The following is an 18,506-nucleotide window of genomic DNA, read 5'->3' on the forward strand; positions in this document are numbered from 1 at the left end:
CGCAATGCATGTCGCCCAAGGCCGTTGAGTGGTTCGGGACGACGGCGTGCACGAATTTGCCCTTCCAACCCTAGGGGAACTCAGGCCATGGCAACAGCAGCGGCGGCGTCCAACAAATTCGAATCCTTCTTCGAAACCACTTTGGAAGATGCCGATCCGGAGATCTTCGGCGCCATCCGCAACGAGCTCGGTCGCCAGCGCCACGAGATCGAACTGATCGCCTCCGAAAACATCGTCTCTCGCGCCGTGCTCGAGGCGCAGGGGTCGATCATGACCAACAAATATGCCGAGGGCTATCCGGGCAAGCGCTACTATGGCGGCTGCCAGTTCGTCGACGTGGCCGAGGAACTGGCCATCGAGCGTGCGAAAAAACTGTTCGGTTGTAACTTCGCCAACGTCCAGCCGAATTCCGGCAGCCAGATGAACCAGGCGGTGTTCCTGGCGCTGCTGCAGCCCGGCGACACTTTCATGGGCCTCGACCTCAATTCCGGCGGACATCTCACCCATGGCTCGCCGGTCAACATGAGCGGCAAGTGGTTCAAGGTCGTCTCCTATGGCGTGCGCAAGGACGACCATCTGCTTGACATGGACGCCATCGAAAAGACCGCGCACGAGACCAAGCCGAAGCTGATCCTGGCCGGCGGCACAGCCTATTCGCGCATCTGGGACTGGAAGCGTTTTCGCGAGATCGCCGACGCCGTCGGCGCCTATCTGATGGTCGACATGGCGCACATTGCGGGCCTCGTTGCCGGCGGTGTGCATCCCTCGCCCCTGCCGCACGCCCATGTGGTGACGACCACCACGCACAAATCGCTGCGCGGCCCGCGCGGCGGCATGATCCTGTGCAATGATGAGGATATCGCCAAGAAGATGAACTCGGCGGTGTTCCCCGGCCTGCAGGGCGGACCGCTGATGCATGTCATCGCCGCCAAGGCGGTAGCCTTCGGCGAAGCGTTGAAGCCGAGCTTCAAGGTCTATGCCGAAAGCGTGGCCGCCAACGCCAAGGCGCTTGCCTCCAGCCTCAAGGAAACGGGCCTCGACATCGTCTCCGGCGGCACCGACAACCACCTGATGCTGGTTGATCTCAGGCCTAAGAACGCCACCGGCAAGCGCGCCGAGGCGGCCCTTGGCCGCGCCAACATCACCTGCAACAAGAACGGCATCCCCTTCGATCCAGAGAAGCCCTTCGTTACCTCTGGCGTGCGGCTCGGCACGCCCGCCGGCACCACGCGCGGCTTCGGCCAGGCCGAGTTCCGCGAGATCGGCAAGCTGATCGCCGAGGTGCTGGATGGGCTCAAGGTCGCCAATTCCGACGAAGGCAATGCCGCGGTCGAGGCGGCGGTCAAGGCCAAGGTCGTCGCATTGACCGATCGATTCCCCCTCTATCCCTATCTCGGTTGATCGCTTATCTCGGTTGACCGGGCGCGAAGCGTCATCTTTTATCCACCGGCATCGCGTCACCCCTGATCGGGTGACGCATCGAACCGGAGAATTGATGATGCGCAATTTCTGTCTTGCTTCTCTCGGCGCCTTCGGTTGGCTGGCCGCCTGCGGCCCCGTTTTGGCGCAGACGCAGCCCTCTGCGGACATGCCTGCCACCAGCACTTTCGGCCGGTGGACGACAATGGTCGATACGCTCGACACCGGCCAGGACGCGCACAAGACCTGCGCGGCTTCCACAGCCTTCTTCGATGCGAGTGGCAATTCGGGCACGCTGACATTGTCGATCTCGACCGGCGACGCGCTGCCGCCCGATGCTTATCCGGCAATCTTGATCACCATCGACAACAAGAGCCTGCTAACCGGCAAGAAGATCGCGGCGACTTTCGGCGATCCCGGCGTCAAGGTTTCGACGACTGTCTATTCCAATGACGCCGTCAACGGCCGTCCGAGCTGGACGATCGACAACCAGGCCAAGACCAGTCTTGCGCTGCTGCGGGCCATGCGCCAGGTTACCTCGCTCGATGTGGCTTTCGGCAAGCAGGCTGTCGCCAGCATTCCGATGGACGGTTTTACAAAGGCCTATCGCAATCTCGGCGCGTCTTGTGGCTTTCCAACCAAGGACGTGGCGCCATAGCGGGCTGGCCGGCGCAACTGCTTGCCGTGCTGGCAATCTTCCTCGCGCCTCGCTATCTCTGAGGTACGGCAGGCTGTGGAAAAGCGGAACTGCTTCAATCCGCACCGGAAAGGTTCTAAGCCTTTCACCCCACCAGATTCGCGAACCCAAGGCTCTCCATGCGCTGTCCCTATTGCCAGTCCGAAGATACGCAGGTGAAGGATTCGCGCCCCGCCGAGGATGGCGCGGCGATCCGCCGGCGGCGTGTCTGCCCCGATTGCGGCGGCCGTTTCACGACGTTCGAGCGCGTGCAGTTGCGCGACCTCGTCGTGGTCAAGAAGTCGGGACGAAAAGTGCCGTTCGACCGCGACAAGCTGTTGCGCTCGGTCGAGATCGCGGTGCGCAAGCGCAATGTCGACCCCGAGCGCATCGATCGCGCGGTGACCGGGATCGTGCGCCAACTGGAAAGCTCCGGCGAAACGGAAGTGGCCTCGGGCGAGGTCGGCCGGCTGGTCATGGATGCGTTGAAATCGCTCGACGATGTCGCCTACGTGCGCTTCGCCTCGGTCTATCGCAATTTCCGTGAGGCCAAGGATTTCCACGAGCTGCTCGGCGAGCTGAAGGGGGACGAAGAAAAGAGCGAAGAGGACGCCGGCTGAGCATGGCAGCACCGCAACGCAGCGAGGCCGAACAATCGGCCCTTGACCGCCGTTTCATGGCCGCGGCCTTGCGGCTGTCGCGCAAGAACGCCGGACGCACCTCGACCAACCCTTCCGTCGGCACGCTGATCGTGCGCGATGATGGGACCGGGCCGATGATCGTCGGTACCGGCGTCACCGCCGTCGGCGGCCGGCCGCACGCCGAGACCGAGGCGCTTGCCGAGGCCGGCGAACTCGCGCGTGGCGCAACCGCCTATGTCACGCTCGAGCCTTGCGCCCATCACGGCCGCACACCGCCTTGTGCCAACGCGCTGGTCAATGCCGGCATTGCGCGCGTCGTGGGTGCCGCCAGTGATCCCGATCCGCGGGTCTCCGGCAAGGGTTACGCCATCCTGCGCGAGGCCGGTGTCGAAGTGGTCGAAAAGGTCCTCGCCACGGAAGCTGCCGAACAGATGGCGGGCTATTTGATTCGCTCTCTGAGAAAGCGCCCGGAAGTAATTCTGAAGCTTGCGCTTTCCAGCGACGGCAAGATCGGCAGGGAAGGCGCCGGCCAGGTCGCGATAACAGGCGACATGGCGCGCCGCGAAGTCTACCTGATGCGCGCCGAGGCGGACGCCATCCTGGTCGGCATCGGCACGGCGCTGGAAGATGATCCGGCACTGACGGTGCGTTTGCCCGGACTGGATAACCGGTCGCCGGCACGCATCGTGCTCGACCGCCAGATCAGGCTGCCGGAGGGCTCGAAGCTGGTGTCGGGCGTCGATCGCGTACCTCTTTATGTGGCGGCTTGCCTGGAGGCCGATCCGCAGCGCCGGGCCGCGCTCGAGCGCGCCGGCGTGCGCTTCATCGGTACGGAGACGCACGAGGGCGGCGTCGCATTGCCGGAGCTGCTCGAGGATCTGGCGGCGCTTGGCATGGCAAGCGTGCTGGTCGAGGGCGGCGCCAAGGTGGCGAGCGCCTTCCTGGCCGACGGGCTGGTGGACCGCATCGTGCTGTTCCAGGGTCCGGAAGCGATCGGCCAAGACGGCATTGCATCGCCTGTCGACGCTGACCATGTCCCCGTGGGTTTTCGCAAGCTGCGCGAGATGCGGTTCGGCGAAGACGGTTACGCCGAATGGATCAGGGATTTTCAGGGATAGCGATCGATGTTTACCGGGATTGTCACCGATATCGGCACCGTGGCCGCCATCAAGCCGCTGCGGGAAGGGGTGGGACTGCGCATCGACACCGCCTATGATCCCGAGACCATCGCCATCGGCGCGTCGATTTCCTGCGGTGGCGTCTGCCTGACGGTCACCGCTTTGCCCGACAGCGGCTCGCACGCGCGCTGGTTCGAGGTCGAGGCCTGGGAGGAGGCGCTCAGGCTGACCACGGCGTCCGGTTGGAAGTCCGGCACCAGGATCAATCTGGAACGGGCGCTGAAGATCGGCGACGAGCTTGGCGGCCACATCGTTTCGGGCCATGTCGACGGTACCGCCGAGATCATTGAACGCCGGGATGAGGGCGATGCGGTGCGCTTCACACTGGAAGCGCCGCGCGATCTGGCGAAATTCATCGCGCCGAAAGGCTCCGTCGCGCTCGATGGCACCTCGCTCACTGTCAACAGCGTGGCGGGCACTCGCTTCGACGTGCTGTTAATCCACCATTCGCTGACCGTCACCACCTGGCGCGAGCGCAAGGCAGGCGACCGCGTCAATCTCGAGATCGATACCATGGCCCGCTACGCCGCCCGGCTGGCGGAGGCGGCGAAAGAGGGGCTTTGATCGCCTGCGGGACAGTCCGACCCACGGCAATCTGATACGCGTCGGGCAATCTTCCGCTTGCGATCAAACCGGCTTCGGCCTAAGTCACCGGCGACTCCGGAGACATCTATGGCTGGCACATCCCAACACGGCAAGGCGTTCATTCGTCCCAAGAAGAAGGCTCACCTCCTCGTCATCGAGGCGCGCTTTCACGACGACCTTTCCGACGCACTGCTCGATGGCGCGACAAGCGCGCTCGACGAAGCGGGCGCGACTTACGACGTCGTCACCGTCCCCGGTTCGCTTGAAATTCCCGCGGTGATCACCTTCGCGCTCGACGGCATGGCCGAAGGCGGGACGGGCTATGACGGCTTTGTCGCACTCGGCACCATTATCCGTGGCGATACCTATCATTTCGACATCGTCGCCAATGAATCCAGCCGTGCGCTCATGGACCTGTCCGTGCAGGACTCGGTCTGCATCGGCAACGGTATCCTGACCACCGAGAACGATGCGCAGGCGTGGACGCGGGCCAAGCGCTCCGAAGGCGACAAGGGCGGCTTTGCCGCGCGCGCGGCGCTGACCATGATCGCGTTGAAGGAACAACTGGGAGCGCAATCGTGAGCGAACCCGCTTCGCCCGGACAGCCCGCGGTGCGCCACGCCAACAAGCGCGGCGCTGCCCGTCTGGCCGCCGTGCAGGCGCTCTATCAGATGGATGTCGCCGGCAGCGGCGTGTTCGAGATCACCGCCGAGTACGAGGCGTTCCGTCTCGGCAAGGAAGTCGACGGCGCGCTCTATCGCGAGGCGGACGCGCAGTGGTTTCGTGCCATCCTGACCGGGGTCGTCGAGAACCAGAAGACCATCGATCCGATCATCCGCCAGGCCCTGACCGACGACTGGCCGCTGTCGCGCCTCGATTCGACGCTCCGTGCCATTCTGCGCGCGGGCGTCTACGAACTGATGAAGCGCGAGGACGTTCCTGTCGCGGTCATCGTCACCGAATATGTCGACATCGCCAAGGCCTTCTACGAAGAAGACGAGCCGAAGCTGGTCAATGCCGTGCTCGACCGCGTGTCACGCCGGGTGCGTGGCGAGGGACGCGGCAAGGACGCTTCGTGACCGCCATCGCCGTCGAGGCGGGCAAGGAGGCGCGGCGCACCGCGCTGATCCTCGCCGCCTCGCAGGCGATCATCGGCTCGGCGGCTCCCATCGCCATTTCCATGGGCGCGCTGGCCGGGCAATATCTGCTCGGCGCCGACAAATCCCTGGCGACCGCGCCGATCACCGGCTTCAATCTCGGTGTGGCGCTAGGCGCCTTGCCCGCGGCCGCCATTATCCGCTGGCTGGGGCAGCGTGGCGGTTTCATGACCGGAACCGTGGTCACCGCGCTCGGCGGGCTGGTCGCCACCCTGGCTTTATTCCACGGCAGCTTTTGGCTGTTCGCGTTCGCGCTGCTCGTCATCGGTGTCGGCGGCGCCTTCGTCCAGCAGTTCCGTTTTGCCGCGGCCGACAACGCGCCGCCGGCGTTCAAGGCCCGCGCCATCTCCTTCGTGCTCGCCGGTGGCATCATCACCGCCATCCTCGGGCCGCAGATCGTCATCTTCACGCGCGAATTATTCGCACCAGTCATGTTTGCCGGTTCCTTCGCCTCGATCCTGCCGCTGGCGGCTGTCGGCGCCGTCATCCTGTCGTTCCTTCGTTTGCCGTCAAGGACCGCGAGCAAGGTGGACGTTGCCGACGGCGATGCCCGACCCCTTTCCGAAATCGTCACCAAGCCGCGTTTCGTCGCGGCGCTCTTCTGCGCCGTCGGCAGCTACGCGCTGATGAGTTTCGTCATGACCGGCGCGCCGCTCGCCATGGTGGGCTGCAGCCTGTCGGAGGACGATGCGACGCTGGGCATCTCCTGGCACGTCATGGCGATGTTCGGGCCAAGCTTCTTCACCGGCTCGCTGATCCATCGCTTCGGCGCCGAGCGCATTGTCGCCCTCGGCCTTCTGTTGCTGATCGGCTGTGCCGTCGTTGCCTTGTCGGGCCTGGCGCTGTGGCAGTTCTGGACGGCGCTGATCCTGCTCGGCCTCGGCTGGAATTTCAGCTTCATCGGCGCCACCGCCATGGTGGCGGCCAGCTACCACCCTTCCGAAAAGGGCAAGGTGCAGGGCTTCCACGACTTCGTCCTGTTCGGCTCCGTCGCCTGTGCGTCGCTGATGTCGGGCATGGTCTACAACGCCTGGGGCTGGACCATGCTCAACTGGATGATCTTTCCCGTCGCCGCACTTTGCTTCGTGGCACTCGGCGCGCTGAAGATCACAAGCTTGCGGCCGGCTTGACGCGAATTTGAAAGCTATGCGTCCGGCGGCAGAACCTGAAGCACCCGCGCTATGAACATATGGAACTCAGCCATGTAATTGCGCAGGAAATCCTCAGTGGATTCAACCGTCACCTCGCCGTCATCCGTGATCAGTCCCGGCGTGAACTGGATATAGGCTTCGGGCGCATTCATCTGCGGTGAGTTGCAGAAACTCAGCACGCTGCGGAGGCTTTGTTGGGCGACAGCGGTCGCGATCGCGCCCGGCGATGTTCCGATGACGGCCGACGGTTTGCGCGCGAATGAATTCTTGCCGTAGGGGCGGCTGGCCCAGTCGATCGCGTTCTTCAGTCCGCCGGGGATCGAGCGATTATACTCCGGGGTGACGAACAGCACGGCCTGGACGGAGGCGATCGCCTTTTTGAACGCCTGGGCGGCCGGCGGGAAATTGGCGTCGTAGTCGTAACTGTAGAGAGGCAGATCCTTGAAGCCGATTTCCGTCATTTCGAGCTCGGGAGGGGCAAGTTGAACAAGCGCCTTCGCGAGCTTGCGGTTGATGGATGCCTGGGCAAGGCTGCCGATGAGATAACCGACCTTGTGTATGGCCATGACACGCTCTCCGTGTTTGCCGCCACCCTCGTGGCATTATTCACCCGATAGCGGCCAATCGCCAGCCCGCTGTTGCCGCCAGGCCCAAATCGGCGCGTCCGGAACAAAAATATTGCGCTGGTCCCCCTTCTTATGAAACCGTGTGCCCCGACTGGCCGTTGAAGCCATGCTCATATGCGGCCACCGCATTCCGGTTTACAGCAAGGGGTTTCACAATGTTTTCAGTCAAGGTTCTGGCCAGCGCGGCGATGGCGCTCGCCATCACGGCGGCTTCCGCGAGCGCTCAGGTCGTCGTCTCCTCGAAGATTGACACCGAGGGTGGCGTGCTCGGCAACATTATCCAGCTCGTCCTCAACGCCAACAATATCAAGACCACGGACCGCATCCAGCTCGGCGGCACGCCCGTGGTGCGCAAGGCGATCACCGCCGGTGAGATCGACATCTATCCCGAATACACCGGCAACGCCGCCTTCTTCTTCGAGAAGGCCGATGATCCCGTGTGGAAGGATGCCGCCAAGGCCTATGAGACGGCCAAGAAGCTTGACTACGACGCCAACAAGATCGTCTGGCTGTCACCGGCACCGGCCAACAACACCTGGGCGATCGCCCTGCGCAAGGAAGTGACGGACGAGAACAAGCTCGTCACGCTGTCGGACTTCGGCAAATATGTCGCCGGCGGCGGCAAGGTGGTCCTGGCGGCCTCCGCCGAGTTCGTCAATTCGGCGGCAGCCCTTCCGGCCTTCCAGACTACCTACGGCTTTACGTTGAAGCCGGACCAGCTGATCACCCTCTCTGGTGGCGATACGGCGGCAACCATCGCGGCCGCCGCCAACCAGACCAGCGGCGCCAATGCTGCCATGGTCTACGGCACCGACGGGGGCATCGCGCCATCGGGCCTCGTGGTGCTGACTGACGACAAAGGCGTGCAGCCGGTCTATCAGCCGGCGCCGATCATCCGCGAGGCGGTGCTGAAGGAGCATCCCGAGATCGAAACGCTGCTGAAGCCGGTCTTCGCCAAGCTCGATCTCGTCACGCTGCAGGAGCTGAACGGCCGCGTGCAGGTCGGCGGCGAGCCGGTCAAGGGCGTCGCCGAGGACTTTTTGAAGAAGAACGGGTTTTTGAAATAGCGACGCGTCGATAGCGACGTCAGGGCGAGGCGCCTTATGGCCCCGCGTTTCGATAAGCTCGGCGTGGTCATCGCTGCACTCGCTGCTTACGCCGCGTCTCTCGCGCCGTTCGCCACCTTCCGCGCGAACCGCATCGTTCCCGGCCAGGCACGCTCTATCGTCGAGGCGCTGCCGCAGGCTATAGGGCCGTTGCTGCTCGCAATCATTGTCGCGGCGGCAATCATCGCGCTCCTCAAAACGCCGCTCGTCTTGCGCCTTGCGGCGAGCGTCGTGACGCTTGTCGCGCTGGCGCTGCTCATCGGCGTCGCCGGCACATTCCTCACTCCAGCCGGGAATACCTTTGCTCGGGTCTCGCCGGCATCCGGCTTCTGGATTCTCATCTTCGCCTTCACGCTGTTGCTCGCCGACGTGCTGACCCGGCTCAACCTGTCGCCCTCGGCGCGCGTCGGCGTGCTTGTCGTTGCGGCGCTGGCCATCGGCTTGCTGCTGATTTCGGGACGCTGGGACAGCCTCTCGATCCTCAAGGAATACTCCAACCGCGCCGACAGCTTTTGGGCCGAAGGCTCCAAGCATGTGACCCTTGCTCTCGGCTCGTTGCTTGCCGCCGTGATCGTCGGCCTGCCGCTCGGCATCCTGTGCCACCGTGTCGAGAGCCTGCGGGCCGGCGTCCTCAACGTCTTGAACATCATCCAGACCATTCCCTCGATCGCGCTGTTCGGGCTGCTGATCGCGCCGCTTGGCTGGGTCGCGGCCCACGTTCCGGGGGCCGCCGCGCTCGGTATCAGGGGCATCGGCACGGCGCCCGCCTTCGTCGCCCTGTTCCTCTATTCGCTGCTGCCGGTGGTGGCCAACACCGTGGTCGGCCTTGCCGGCGTGCCGCGTGCCGCCAATGACGCGGCGCGGGGCATGGGCATGACGGACCGCCAGCGCCTGTTCGGTGTGGAGTTTCCGCTGGCCTTTCCGGTGATCCTCACCGGCATCCGCATTGTGCTGGTGCAGAATATAGGCCTTGCCACCATCGCCGCGCTGATCGGCGGCGGCGGTTTCGGCGTGTTCGTCTTCCAGGGGGTCGGCCAGACGGCGATGGACCTGGTGCTGCTTGGCGCAGTGCCGACCGTGGCACTCGCCTTTGCCGCCGCCATCATCCTCGACGCCGTGATCGAAATGACCGCCACCAAGCGCAGGGTTGAAACGGCATGATCGAAATCGAAGGCATCACCAAGCGCTATGACGCGACCACTGTCGTCGACGACGTCTCGATGGTCGTCGAGCCGCGCACGGTCTGTGTCATTGTCGGCACCTCGGGCTCCGGCAAGACGACTCTGCTGCGCATGATCAACCGGCTGGTCGAACCGACCGCCGGCGTCATCAAGCTCGATGGTGCCGACAATCGATCGGTGCCGGGGTACGAACTGCGCCGCAGCATCGGCTACGCCATCCAGGGCCACGGCCTGTTTCCGCATCGCACGGTGGCGCAGAACATCGCTACCGTGCCGGTGCTGCTTGGTTGGGACAAGGCACGCATCAAGTCCCGCGTCGACGAGCTGATGACGCTCTACCAACTCGACCCCCAGGAATTTGGGCCGCGCTACCCGCATGAACTGTCCGGCGGCCAGCAGCAGCGCGTCGGCGTTGCCCGCGCGCTCGCCGCCGAACCCAACGTGCTGTTGATGGACGAGCCGTTCGGCGCACTCGACCCGATCATCCGTACCAAGGCGCAAGAAGATCTGCTGGCAATCCAGAAGCGCTTCGGCACCACCATCATCCTCGTCACTCATGACATGGAGGAGGCCGTGCACATGGGGGACAAGATCGCGGTGATGGATGCCGGCAAGCTCGTGCAATATGCAAGGCCGGCGGAGATCCTGGCGAACCCAGCCAGCAGCTTTGTCGAAACCCTGGTCGGAGCCAGCGAAAAACCATTCAGGCTACTGTCGCTGGGGCGGGTACGCGATGCGGTGGAGCAGGGCGGCGCCGAAGGCGAGGCGATCCCCGGCGACGCCAGCCAGCGTGACGCGCTCGCGGAACTTCTCTGGTCCGGCAGGCCGGCGCTGCCGGTGAAGGGTGCCGACGGCAAGCCGATCGGCCGCGTCACCGTCGACGGACTGATCAAGCGCGCGGCGAGGCCGGCATGAAGGCCTGGCTGCCGCTGCTGCTCAGGCTTGCGCTGGTGGTGTTGCTTGTTGCCTTCATCACCAGTCCGGGGTGGTTCGAGCCGTTGCTGAAGCCGCTGACCGAAAACAACGCTCCCGTAATCTACAATCAGGGCAGCCTGCTAACGCTGACGCTGCTGCATCTGCGCACCGTGTTGATCGCGACCGTCGCCGCCACCATCGTCGCGGTGGCGCTCGCCATCCTCGTCACCCGGCCGGCTGGCGTCGAATTTCTGCCGTTGTCGCGCAGCCTGGTCAACATCGGCCAGACCTTTCCGCCCGTGGCGGTGCTGGCGCTCGCCGTGCCGGCAGTCGGCTTCGGCGAGAAGCCGACGCTGATCGCGCTGTTTCTCTATGGACTGCTGCCTATCTTCGAGAACGCACTGACCGGGTTGACGACGCTGCCGGCTAACGTCGTCGAGGCGGCGCGTGGCGCCGGCATGACCGGCTGGCAAAGGCTCACCAAGGTCGAGTTGCCGCTCAGTGCACCGATCATCCTTGGCGGCATAAGGCTCTCCGTGGTGATCAGCCTGGCCACGGCCACCATCGGCTCGACGGTGGCCGCCAAGACACTCGGTGAGGTGATCATCGCCGGCCTGCTATCCAACAATCTCGCCTTCATCCTGCAGGGCGGCCTGATCGTGGCGGCCCTTGCCGTGCTGATCTATGACGGACTGTCGGCGGTAGAGCGCTACACGGCGCGCCGGATGGGTCGCGAAGCGGAATGATCCTCGGGGAGACGGAGGTCTTGCCTCGGATGGTTCCCTAGCGTGATTTCAATCGATCTAAATCGAAGGCCCTTTCGGCTCTGCCGTCGCGGGTTTTGCCTTTTGGACGAAAGCCGGGCAAAAACTGAACAATATCTTGACGTTCGCGGCCCTGTTTCGCATACACCGATGCGAAGAGGTGGATTCCGCGCGCGGAATCCGGTCTTTGTCTCAACGGCCCAGGGAGGGGTTCTTTTGGGCCAACAATCGAGGAAAATTCGGCAATGACCATTATTTCCGCCGTCATCGCCTGCGGCCTGCTTTCAATCCTATACGCCATCTGGGCGACACGTTCGGTCCTCGCGGCCGATCAGGGCAATGCACGCATGCAGGAAATCTCCGCCGCCATCCGCGAAGGCGCCCAGGCCTATCTGGCGCGCCAATACACCACCATCGCCATCGTCGGCGTGGTCGTGCTCGTGCTCGCCTGGTGGCTGCTGTCGATCACCGCCGCCATCGGCTTCCTGATCGGCGCCGTTCTGTCGGGTGCCGCCGGCTTCATCGGCATGCATGTTTCGGTGCGGGCCAATGTACGCACCGCGCAAGCGGCTTCCAACAGCCTCGCCGCCGGCCTCGACATCGCTTTCAAGTCGGGCGCCATCACCGGCATGCTGGTGGCCGGCCTCGCTCTGCTGGGCGTTTCCATCTATTATCTCGTCCTGACCCATTTCATGGGTCTTCAGCCAAACGATCGTATCGTCATCGATTCGTTGGTCTCGCTCGGCTTCGGCGCCTCGCTGATCTCGATCTTCGCCCGTCTCGGCGGCGGCATCTTCACCAAGGGTGCCGATGTCGGCGGCGATCTGGTCGGCAAGGTCGAAGCCGGTATTCCGGAGGATGATCCGCGCAACCCGGCCACCATCGCCGACAATGTCGGCGACAATGTCGGCGATTGCGCCGGCATGGCCGCCGACCTGTTCGAAACCTATGCGGTGACGGTTGTCGCCACCATGGTTCTCGCCGCCATTTTCTTCGGCGGCACCGCTGTCCTCGGTGCGGCGATGCTGTATCCGCTCGCCATCTGCGGCGCCTGTATCCTGACCTCGATCGTCGGCACCTTCTTCGTCAAGCTCGGCTCCAACGGCTCGATCATGGGCGCGCTCTACAAGGGCCTGATCGTGACCGGCCTGCTGTCGATCGTCGGCCTCGGCGTCGCCACCTCGGCCACGCTCGGCTGGGGCGAGGTCGGCACCGTCGCCGGCATGACGATCACCGGCAAGAACCTGTTTATCTGCGGCCTGATCGGCCTCGTGGTGACCGGGTTGATCGTGGTGATCACCGAGTACTACACCGGCACCAACAAGCGCCCGGTCAACTCCATCGCCCAGGCGTCGGTGACCGGCCACGGCACCAACGTCATCCAGGGCCTCGCGGTCTCGCTGGAATCGACGGCACTTCCGGCAATCGTCATCGTCGGCGGCATCATCGCCACCTACCAGCTCGGCGGCTTGTTCGGCACGGCGATCGCCGTCACCACCATGCTCGGCCTCGCCGGCATGATCGTGGCGCTCGACGCCTTCGGCCCGGTCACCGACAATGCCGGCGGCATTGCCGAAATGGCGGGCCTTCCCAAGGAAGTGCGCCGCTCCACCGACGCGCTCGACGCGGTCGGCAACACCACCAAGGCGGTAACCAAGGGCTACGCCATCGGTTCGGCCGGCCTCGGCGCGCTGGTGCTTTTCGCGGCCTACTCGAACGACCTGAAGTTCTTTGCCGCCAATGGCGACAAATATCCCTACTTCCAGGGCATGGGCGAAATCTCCTTCGATCTCTCCAACCCTTACGTCGTCGCCGGCCTGATCTTCGGTGGCCTGATCCCCTATCTGTTCGGCGGCATCGCCATGACGGCGGTCGGCCGCGCGGCGGGCGCCATCGTCGAGGAGGTGCGCAAGCAGTTCCGCGAGGATCCGGGCATCATGGCCGGCACGTCCAAGCCGAACTATGCGCGTGCGGTCGATCTCCTGACCAAGGCGGCGATCCGGGAGATGATCATCCCGTCGCTGCTGCCTGTGCTGGCGCCGCTCGTCGTCTATTTCGGCGTGCTGCTGATCTCGGGCTCGAAGGCGTCCGCCTTCGCCGCGCTCGGCGCCTCGCTGCTCGGCGTCATCGTCAATGGCCTGTTCGTCGCCATCTCGATGACCTCGGGCGGCGGCGCCTGGGACAACGCCAAGAAGTCGTTCGAGGACGGGTTCACCGACAAGGACGGCGTCAAGCACCTCAAGGGCTCCGAGGCACACAAGGCTTCGGTGACCGGCGACACCGTCGGTGATCCCTACAAGGACACCGCCGGCCCGGCGGTCAACCCGGCGATCAAGATCACCAACATCGTGGCGCTCCTGTTGCTGGCCGTGCTCGCGCACGGCTGAGCGGGAGCGGTTGAAAAAACCCGCGGGGAGCGATCCCCGCGGGTTTTTTCATGTCAGCTGACTGGTCGCTTGGTCCGGCATCTGGGCGCCGCGTGCGCGACAGCCGCTATTCTCCGGTTTCTTCCCGCTTGCTGCCTCTGCGGTACATAGCCAACAGATCATCCACGGTCGGCTCCCGTTCAGGCATGGGCGGCAGGCCGCGTACCTTTCGAAGCATGGAGACAAAAGCACCGCGTTGGTATTTGCGGCGAAACTCGACGGATCTCGGATGAACGCCGCATGCAGCCCAAACCCTGCGTTTCAGATAACTGGATTTCTTCAGGCGAGACGGCACCGCCGCCGCGGCAAGAACGTTGACACGCAGGTCGTCCGGTATGCGCATGCGGTCGATGAGTTCCTCCTGCTCCATTGCCGTGTCTTCGAGATAACTGCCGCTGCGCTGGCCGGAGAAGATACTCAGCACCGTCAGGTGCGGCATGGTCGCGATCACGGCTCCCTTTCGCCAGGCCCGGAAGAGCCAGTCCTGCGAACTTTCGCATGAGCATTCGCTGGCAGGCCGCCAGGGGCCGAGCCAGTCCAGCGACGCCCGCCTGACCACCTGTGCCGATCCGTATCCGGCCGTGACGACGGGATCGTAAAAACCGTCTTTGCCCATTCCGTAAATCGAGGTCTTGAGAGCATCGTCTCTCGTCCGCACCGGTTCGATGATGGCGCCACGAGCGATGACGACATCCGCGCCGGTCGCATCGATCCATCCCGTGGTTGCCGCCAGATGATCCGGAAACCAGAGGTCGTCGTGATTGAGCACGGCGACAAGCCGGCCGCGCGCCCTGGCAAAACCGATATTATTGGGGCCGGATTGCTCGCCGAAATTGACGGGCAGGTCGATATAGAAGATGCGCGGATCGGCGAATTCGGCGATGATCGCCGGTGTCTCAGGGCGACAGTCGTCGCCGATCACCAGAATTTCAAAATCCTGCAGCGTCTGGCGCAAGACGCTGAACAGCGTCTGTCGCAAGGCTGCGGGACGATTGTGGGTGGCGATCACCACCGAGACGAGCGGCACGCGCTGCCCTGTTGCATCGAACAAGCGCGATCCTTCCACGCTACACCAGCTTGTAGGGGATTTGTTCGGTGTCCGGTGGCAGGCGCCAATGGTCGGGCGCGTCGTAGGCATAGGCCTTGTCGACGAGATTGAGCAGCAGGGCGATCTCCGGCCCGAGTGCCGTCACGCCGTGCCACACGCCTGGCGGGATTATGACGATCGCCGGCCGCAACGCGCCGAGTATCTTGTGCCACACCGTGCCGAAACTGGGCGAAGCCTTCCGGCCGTCATAGAGCGATATGCGGACGCTGCCGGCACAGCAGAAGAGCCGATCCAGCGTCACCCTGTGCGCATGCCAGCCGGTTACCGCGCCTGGATACATCGTGCGTTGAAACACCTGGCCGACAGGCGATGGATCAAGTCCCCACTCATCCCGAAAGACCTCGGTCAGATAGCCGTTGGATGTAGCGACCGGCCTGATTTCCTTGATTGTGACGCCATCGATCGACGGCGGATCGATGGCAAGCCAGTCTGATGTCACCGTCTGCCGGTCGGGTGTCCCGGTCGCCATCCAGCCAACCGGCATCGCATGGTCGTCACTGCTCATGTCCAAATCCCCCAGCCTGACGGTTTGATATGGGTTTGCCCCATCACTGGCAAGCCGGGCCCCGTTAACAAAAACCCGTGGGATCGCTCCCACGGGTTTTTGGTCGCCTGAGACATTTCTGTTCCCCAAAGTCAGGGAAGCAGGATTCTAGGGATCAGGGGGTGCCGCCGCCGGGAATGCCGGGCGCCAGCTTGCTGGCGCCGTTGATGATCTGGCTGAGGAAGTTCTGGTCCTTGCCGCCGGTTGGCGTGGTGCGCGAAATGAAGTCGAAGATCTTGCCGTCCTTCAAGCCGTAATTGGCGATCTGGGTGACGCGGCTGTCCGGGCCGAAATAGACCGCCAGCACTTTCTGGTCGACCAGCCTCGGCTTGTCGAACGCGACGTAGCGCTTGCGCGTCTGCGAAATATAGTAAAACGCCTCATTGTCGAAAGTCGCCGTGGTCGACGGCGTGCCGAGTGCAAGGAGCACCTGCTCGCGGCTGGAACCGACCGGCACGGAATCGATCGCCTGCTGATCGAGGACATAGCCTTGCGTGAACGTCTCGCTCGGATTGAGGTCGCCGATCATCTTGTTGGTGTGGCATGCCGACAGCGCCGCTACGATAGCCAGCAGCGAGATCGCGCCGGCAGCCCTGGAATTGAAACCCAACTTGAAATTCAGCGCGCGCAACAACAATTCTCCATTATATCGCCGCAACTTGCGCTGGGCCGCAAAACCGGTAAACCAGCTTGCTTGCCGATGCAACAAGGCCAATTCAACAAACGGTCCCCGGAGACCATCCCCATGTTCCAGCGCCTTTTTGGCCGCGAACGCCACGCCAACCGCGCCATCACCGACGCGCTTTACGCACAAATCGTGGCGGCGGCGCGGCAGACTGGTTTTTATTCCCACTGGAATGTGCCGGACACGCCGCTTGGCCGTTTCGAGATGCTTTCGCTGCACATGTTCCTGGTCCAGCACCGCTTGCGCGGAGAGGACGGCGTGGCGCAAGAGATCGCGCAGGTGCTGATCGACGAATTCTTTCTCGACGTCGATCATTCGCTGCGGGAACTGGGCATTGGTGACGTGGGTGTGCCAAAACGCATGAAGAAGCTGGCGAAGATGTTCTATGGCCGCACCGCCGCCTATGATGATGCGCTGGAACGAAACGACCATGACGGTCTGACCGCGGCACTTGCCCGCAATGTCCGTCCCGACGCCGGCGGCTGGCCGGAAGCGTCACGTTTGGCCGGGTATGTCGCCGACGCCAGCCGGCAACTGAGTGCGCAGCCGACCGAATCGATCGTTGCCGGCACTGTGGCGTTTCCCGTAGCCAACGGAGGCTGATCGATGAAACACGTGGATATGCAAAGTCCGGTATCCTTTTTCGCCAATGTCGCGCGTCTGCCGCACAAAGGGCTGCCGGTTGTGATCGAGGCCGATGCCGCGCAGCGCGCGGCACTTGCCGAGACCCATGGGCTGCTGTCGGTCGAAGCCTATCGCGCCGAACTGCTGGTTACGTCATGGAAGCGCAACGGCGTTAAGGTCAGCGGCCGTGTCGAGGCGGACATTACCCAGGCCTGCATCGTCACGCTCGACCCCATCGAAGCGCATGTTGAAGAGCCGTTCGAGGCGCTGCTCTTGCCCGAGGACTCCAAACTCGGACGGCAGGGATTCGAAGGTGGCGGCGAAATCCTGCTCGATGCCGACGGCCCCGACAGTCCCGAGACATTTTCGGGCGACACCATCGATGTCGGGGCACTTGCCGAACAGTTCTTCGGCTTGGCCATCGATCCGTATCCGCGCAAGCCTGGCGCCTCGATTGGCACCGATGACGACACCGGACCGGCCGAGAATGAATTTCAGCAAAAACTGCGATCCTTGCTGCGAAAATCCTGAAAACCTCGCTCCCGACGGAAAAGTCGGTTGTGCGACAGCCTAAAACCGCTATTTTCGCCGAACCTTTGCGATCACTAAAACGACTTGCCGCCTAACCGTGAGATGAATACCGCGTGATCAGGATTTCCATCGATGCCATGGGCGGCGATCACGGACCAGCCGTGGTCATTCCGGCGCTCATGACGGTCGCGACCCGCCGTCCCGACATCCGCTTCGTCATCTACGGACGTGAGGAACTGGTGCGCCCGGAACTCGCCAAATTCCCCAAATTGGCTGAGGTCAGCGAGTTCTTCCACTGCGAGATCGCGGTCAGGATGGATGACAAGCCGAGCCAGGCGCTGCGCCATGGCCGCTGGAAATCGTCGATGTGGAAGGCGGTCGAGGCGGTAAAGTCGGGCGCTGCGGATGCATGCATCTCCGCCGGCAATACCGGTGCGCTGATGGCGATGTCTAAATTCTGCCTGCGCACCATGGCGACCATCGACCGCCCGGCGATCGCGGCATTATGGCCGACATTGCGCGGCGAAAGCGTGGTTCTGGACGTCGGCGCCACCATCGGCGCCGACGCGCACCAGCTCATTGATTTTGCCATTCTCGGCACCGGCATGGCGCGTTCCGTGTTCGGCATCGCCCGACCCACGGTTGGCCTGCTCAATGTCGGTGTGGAGGAGATCAAGGGCCAGGAAGAGGTCAAGGAGGCGGGACGCATGTTGCGCGAAGCCAATATGGCCTCGATGAATTACCATGGCTTTGTCGAAGGCGACGATATCGGCAAGGGTACGGTCGACGTCGTCGTGACGGAAGGCTTTGCCGGCAATATTGCTCTCAAGACGGCGGAAGGCACCGCGCGCCAGATAGCTGGCTATCTACGCGCCGCGATGAGCCGCACCCTGATGGCCAAGATCGGCTATGTCTTTGCCAAGGGCGCCTTCGACCGTCTGCGCGAAAAGATGGATGTCGGCCGCTCCAATGGCGGCGTCTTCCTGGGGCTGAACGGCATCGTCGTCAAAAGCCATGGCGGTGCCGACTCGGACGGTTTCGCCGCGGCGATCGAACTCGGCTATGACATGGTGCGCAACAATCTGCTTGATCGCATCGAGGCCGACCTCGACCTGTTTCATGCGCGCAACCCGCATGCCCTGACATCAAGGAAATCCGACGTCGTTACCGACGCAAGGGAATAGGAAAG

General features: G+C 63.5%; 20 protein-coding genes. 16 read left to right on the forward strand and 4 right to left on the reverse strand.

The genetic code is table 11. From position 1 onward, the window contains the following. Positions 1-87 precede the first annotated feature (87 nt). The 8 genes from glyA (at position 88) to FJ954_RS16140 (ending at position 6,786) form a co-directional block, all read left to right on the forward strand. Positions 88-1,401: a serine hydroxymethyltransferase gene (gene glyA / locus FJ954_RS16105; RefSeq protein ID WP_015318249.1), complete on the forward strand. Its 1,314-nt coding sequence runs from the start codon at positions 88-90 to the stop codon at positions 1,399-1,401. A 97-nt stretch (positions 1,402-1,498) separates the two neighbouring features. Then, positions 1,499-2,077 carry a hypothetical protein gene (locus FJ954_RS16110; protein ID WP_181177835.1) on the forward strand — a complete coding sequence of 193 codons (579 nt, stop codon included), beginning with the start codon at positions 1,499-1,501 and terminating at the stop codon, positions 2,075-2,077. A 158-nt stretch (positions 2,078-2,235) separates the two neighbouring features. Next, positions 2,236-2,715, forward strand: coding sequence for a transcriptional regulator NrdR (gene nrdR, locus FJ954_RS16115; protein WP_015318247.1), 480 nt, complete (start codon positions 2,236-2,238; stop codon positions 2,713-2,715). Between the two features lie 2 nt (positions 2,716-2,717). Continuing rightward, on the forward strand, positions 2,718-3,854 hold the full coding sequence (ribD, locus tag FJ954_RS16120; protein ID WP_140661943.1) for a bifunctional diaminohydroxyphosphoribosylaminopyrimidine deaminase/5-amino-6-(5-phosphoribosylamino)uracil reductase RibD: 1,137 nt from the start codon (positions 2,718-2,720) through the stop codon (positions 3,852-3,854). A gap of 6 nt (positions 3,855-3,860) precedes the next feature. Then, positions 3,861-4,478 (forward strand): riboflavin synthase, encoded by a 618-nt coding sequence (locus FJ954_RS16125; RefSeq protein ID WP_140661944.1) that lies wholly within the window; start codon positions 3,861-3,863, stop codon positions 4,476-4,478. A gap of 108 nt (positions 4,479-4,586) precedes the next feature. After that, positions 4,587-5,081, forward strand: coding sequence for a 6,7-dimethyl-8-ribityllumazine synthase (gene ribH, locus FJ954_RS16130; protein WP_140661945.1), 495 nt, complete (start codon positions 4,587-4,589; stop codon positions 5,079-5,081). Continuing rightward, positions 5,078-5,578, forward strand: a complete 501-nt coding sequence (gene nusB / locus FJ954_RS16135) for a transcription antitermination factor NusB (RefSeq protein ID WP_015318243.1) — start codon at positions 5,078-5,080, stop codon at positions 5,576-5,578. Before ribH ends, nusB begins: the two co-directional genes overlap by 4 nt. Then, a complete protein-coding gene (locus tag FJ954_RS16140) occupies positions 5,575-6,786 on the forward strand; it encodes an MFS transporter (RefSeq protein WP_140661946.1) in 1,212 nt (403 codons plus the stop codon). The genes nusB and FJ954_RS16140 overlap by 4 nt, the downstream gene beginning before the upstream one ends. 14 nt (positions 6,787-6,800) lie before the next feature. On the opposite strand, the gene FJ954_RS16145 is transcribed toward FJ954_RS16140, so the two are convergent. After that, positions 6,801-7,373 carry an NADPH-dependent FMN reductase gene (locus FJ954_RS16145; RefSeq protein WP_023773263.1) on the reverse strand — a complete coding sequence of 191 codons (573 nt, stop codon included), beginning with the start codon at positions 7,371-7,373 and terminating at the stop codon, positions 6,801-6,803. Positions 7,374-7,621: 248 nt separating this feature from the next. On the opposite strand from FJ954_RS16145, the gene FJ954_RS16150 reads away from it, so the two are divergent. The 5 genes from FJ954_RS16150 (at position 7,622) to FJ954_RS16170 (ending at position 13,786) form a co-directional block, all read left to right on the forward strand. Next, the gene (locus FJ954_RS16150; protein WP_280739579.1) at positions 7,622-8,500 is read left to right on the forward strand and encodes an ABC transporter substrate-binding protein; all 879 of its coding nucleotides are present in this window, start codon (positions 7,622-7,624) and stop codon (positions 8,498-8,500) included. 36 nt (positions 8,501-8,536) lie between these two features. Further along, on the forward strand, positions 8,537-9,700 hold the full coding sequence (locus FJ954_RS16155) for an ABC transporter permease (RefSeq protein WP_140661947.1): 1,164 nt from the start codon (positions 8,537-8,539) through the stop codon (positions 9,698-9,700). After that, positions 9,697-10,635, forward strand: coding sequence for an ABC transporter ATP-binding protein (locus FJ954_RS16160; protein ID WP_140661948.1), 939 nt, complete (start codon positions 9,697-9,699; stop codon positions 10,633-10,635). The genes FJ954_RS16155 and FJ954_RS16160 overlap by 4 nt, the downstream gene beginning before the upstream one ends. Then, positions 10,632-11,381, forward strand: a complete 750-nt coding sequence (locus tag FJ954_RS16165; protein ID WP_015318237.1) for an ABC transporter permease — start codon at positions 10,632-10,634, stop codon at positions 11,379-11,381. Before FJ954_RS16160 ends, FJ954_RS16165 begins: the two co-directional genes overlap by 4 nt. A gap of 263 nt (positions 11,382-11,644) precedes the next feature. Then, on the forward strand, positions 11,645-13,786 hold the full coding sequence (locus FJ954_RS16170) for a sodium-translocating pyrophosphatase (protein ID WP_140661949.1): 2,142 nt from the start codon (positions 11,645-11,647) through the stop codon (positions 13,784-13,786). A 106-nt stretch (positions 13,787-13,892) separates the two neighbouring features. On the opposite strand, the gene FJ954_RS16175 is transcribed toward FJ954_RS16170, so the two are convergent. The 3 genes from FJ954_RS16175 to FJ954_RS16185 all read right to left on the reverse strand — a co-directional run bounded on the left by FJ954_RS16175 (position 13,893) and on the right by FJ954_RS16185 (position 16,108). Continuing rightward, entirely contained in the window at positions 13,893-14,876 is a 984-nt protein-coding gene (locus FJ954_RS16175) for a glycosyltransferase family 2 protein (RefSeq protein ID WP_140617050.1), read from the reverse strand. A gap of 16 nt (positions 14,877-14,892) precedes the next feature. Beyond that, positions 14,893-15,438, reverse strand: a complete 546-nt coding sequence (locus FJ954_RS16180; protein ID WP_015318234.1) for a dTDP-4-dehydrorhamnose 3,5-epimerase family protein — start codon at positions 15,436-15,438, stop codon at positions 14,893-14,895. A 154-nt stretch (positions 15,439-15,592) separates the two neighbouring features. Further along, positions 15,593-16,108, reverse strand: coding sequence for an outer membrane protein assembly factor BamE (locus tag FJ954_RS16185; protein WP_140661950.1), 516 nt, complete (start codon positions 16,106-16,108; stop codon positions 15,593-15,595). A gap of 114 nt (positions 16,109-16,222) precedes the next feature. Between FJ954_RS16185 and FJ954_RS16190 the strand changes: the two genes are divergently transcribed. The 3 genes from FJ954_RS16190 to plsX all read left to right on the forward strand — a co-directional run bounded on the left by FJ954_RS16190 (position 16,223) and on the right by plsX (position 18,501). After that, a complete protein-coding gene (locus FJ954_RS16190; RefSeq protein WP_140661951.1) occupies positions 16,223-16,765 on the forward strand; it encodes a ubiquinol-cytochrome C chaperone family protein in 543 nt (180 codons plus the stop codon). A 3-nt stretch (positions 16,766-16,768) separates the two neighbouring features. Further along, complete coding sequence (locus FJ954_RS16195; RefSeq protein WP_015318231.1) at positions 16,769-17,317, forward strand: DUF177 domain-containing protein; 549 nt, start codon at positions 16,769-16,771, stop codon at positions 17,315-17,317. A 113-nt stretch (positions 17,318-17,430) separates the two neighbouring features. Next, positions 17,431-18,501, forward strand: coding sequence for a phosphate acyltransferase PlsX (plsX, locus tag FJ954_RS16200; RefSeq protein WP_041163469.1), 1,071 nt, complete (start codon positions 17,431-17,433; stop codon positions 18,499-18,501). Positions 18,502-18,506 lie beyond the last annotated feature (5 nt).

The organism is Mesorhizobium sp. B2-3-15, from assembly GCF_006442875.1.
Lineage (GTDB): Bacteria > Pseudomonadota > Alphaproteobacteria > Rhizobiales > Rhizobiaceae > Mesorhizobium > Mesorhizobium australicum.

What these genes read in the sequence shown, in the direction of transcription:
- FJ954_RS16125 (WP_140661944.1), top strand. Translation starts at nt 3,861, where the DNA reads ATGTTTACCGGGATTGTCACCGATATCGGCACCGTGGCCGCCATCAAG.
- nrdR (WP_015318247.1), top strand. Translation starts at nt 2,236, where the DNA reads ATGCGCTGTCCCTATTGCCAGTCCGAAGATACGCAGGTGAAGGATTCG.
- FJ954_RS16165 (WP_015318237.1), top strand. Translation starts at nt 10,632, where the DNA reads ATGAAGGCCTGGCTGCCGCTGCTGCTCAGGCTTGCGCTGGTGGTGTTG.
- FJ954_RS16195 (WP_015318231.1), top strand. Translation starts at nt 16,769, where the DNA reads ATGAAACACGTGGATATGCAAAGTCCGGTATCCTTTTTCGCCAATGTC.
- ribH (WP_140661945.1), top strand. Translation starts at nt 4,587, where the DNA reads ATGGCTGGCACATCCCAACACGGCAAGGCGTTCATTCGTCCCAAGAAG.
- FJ954_RS16110 (WP_181177835.1), top strand. Translation starts at nt 1,499, where the DNA reads ATGCGCAATTTCTGTCTTGCTTCTCTCGGCGCCTTCGGTTGGCTGGCC.
- FJ954_RS16145 (WP_023773263.1), bottom strand. Translation starts at nt 7,373, where the DNA reads ATGGCCATACACAAGGTCGGTTATCTCATCGGCAGCCTTGCCCAGGCA.
- FJ954_RS16160 (WP_140661948.1), top strand. Translation starts at nt 9,697, where the DNA reads ATGATCGAAATCGAAGGCATCACCAAGCGCTATGACGCGACCACTGTC.
- FJ954_RS16180 (WP_015318234.1), bottom strand. Translation starts at nt 15,438, where the DNA reads ATGAGCAGTGACGACCATGCGATGCCGGTTGGCTGGATGGCGACCGGG.
- FJ954_RS16155 (WP_140661947.1), top strand. Translation starts at nt 8,537, where the DNA reads ATGGCCCCGCGTTTCGATAAGCTCGGCGTGGTCATCGCTGCACTCGCT.
- ribD (WP_140661943.1), top strand. Translation starts at nt 2,718, where the DNA reads ATGGCAGCACCGCAACGCAGCGAGGCCGAACAATCGGCCCTTGACCGC.
- FJ954_RS16150 (WP_280739579.1), top strand. Translation starts at nt 7,622, where the DNA reads ATGGCGCTCGCCATCACGGCGGCTTCCGCGAGCGCTCAGGTCGTCGTC.
- glyA (WP_015318249.1), top strand. Translation starts at nt 88, where the DNA reads ATGGCAACAGCAGCGGCGGCGTCCAACAAATTCGAATCCTTCTTCGAA.
- FJ954_RS16190 (WP_140661951.1), top strand. Translation starts at nt 16,223, where the DNA reads ATGTTCCAGCGCCTTTTTGGCCGCGAACGCCACGCCAACCGCGCCATC.
- FJ954_RS16170 (WP_140661949.1), top strand. Translation starts at nt 11,645, where the DNA reads ATGACCATTATTTCCGCCGTCATCGCCTGCGGCCTGCTTTCAATCCTA.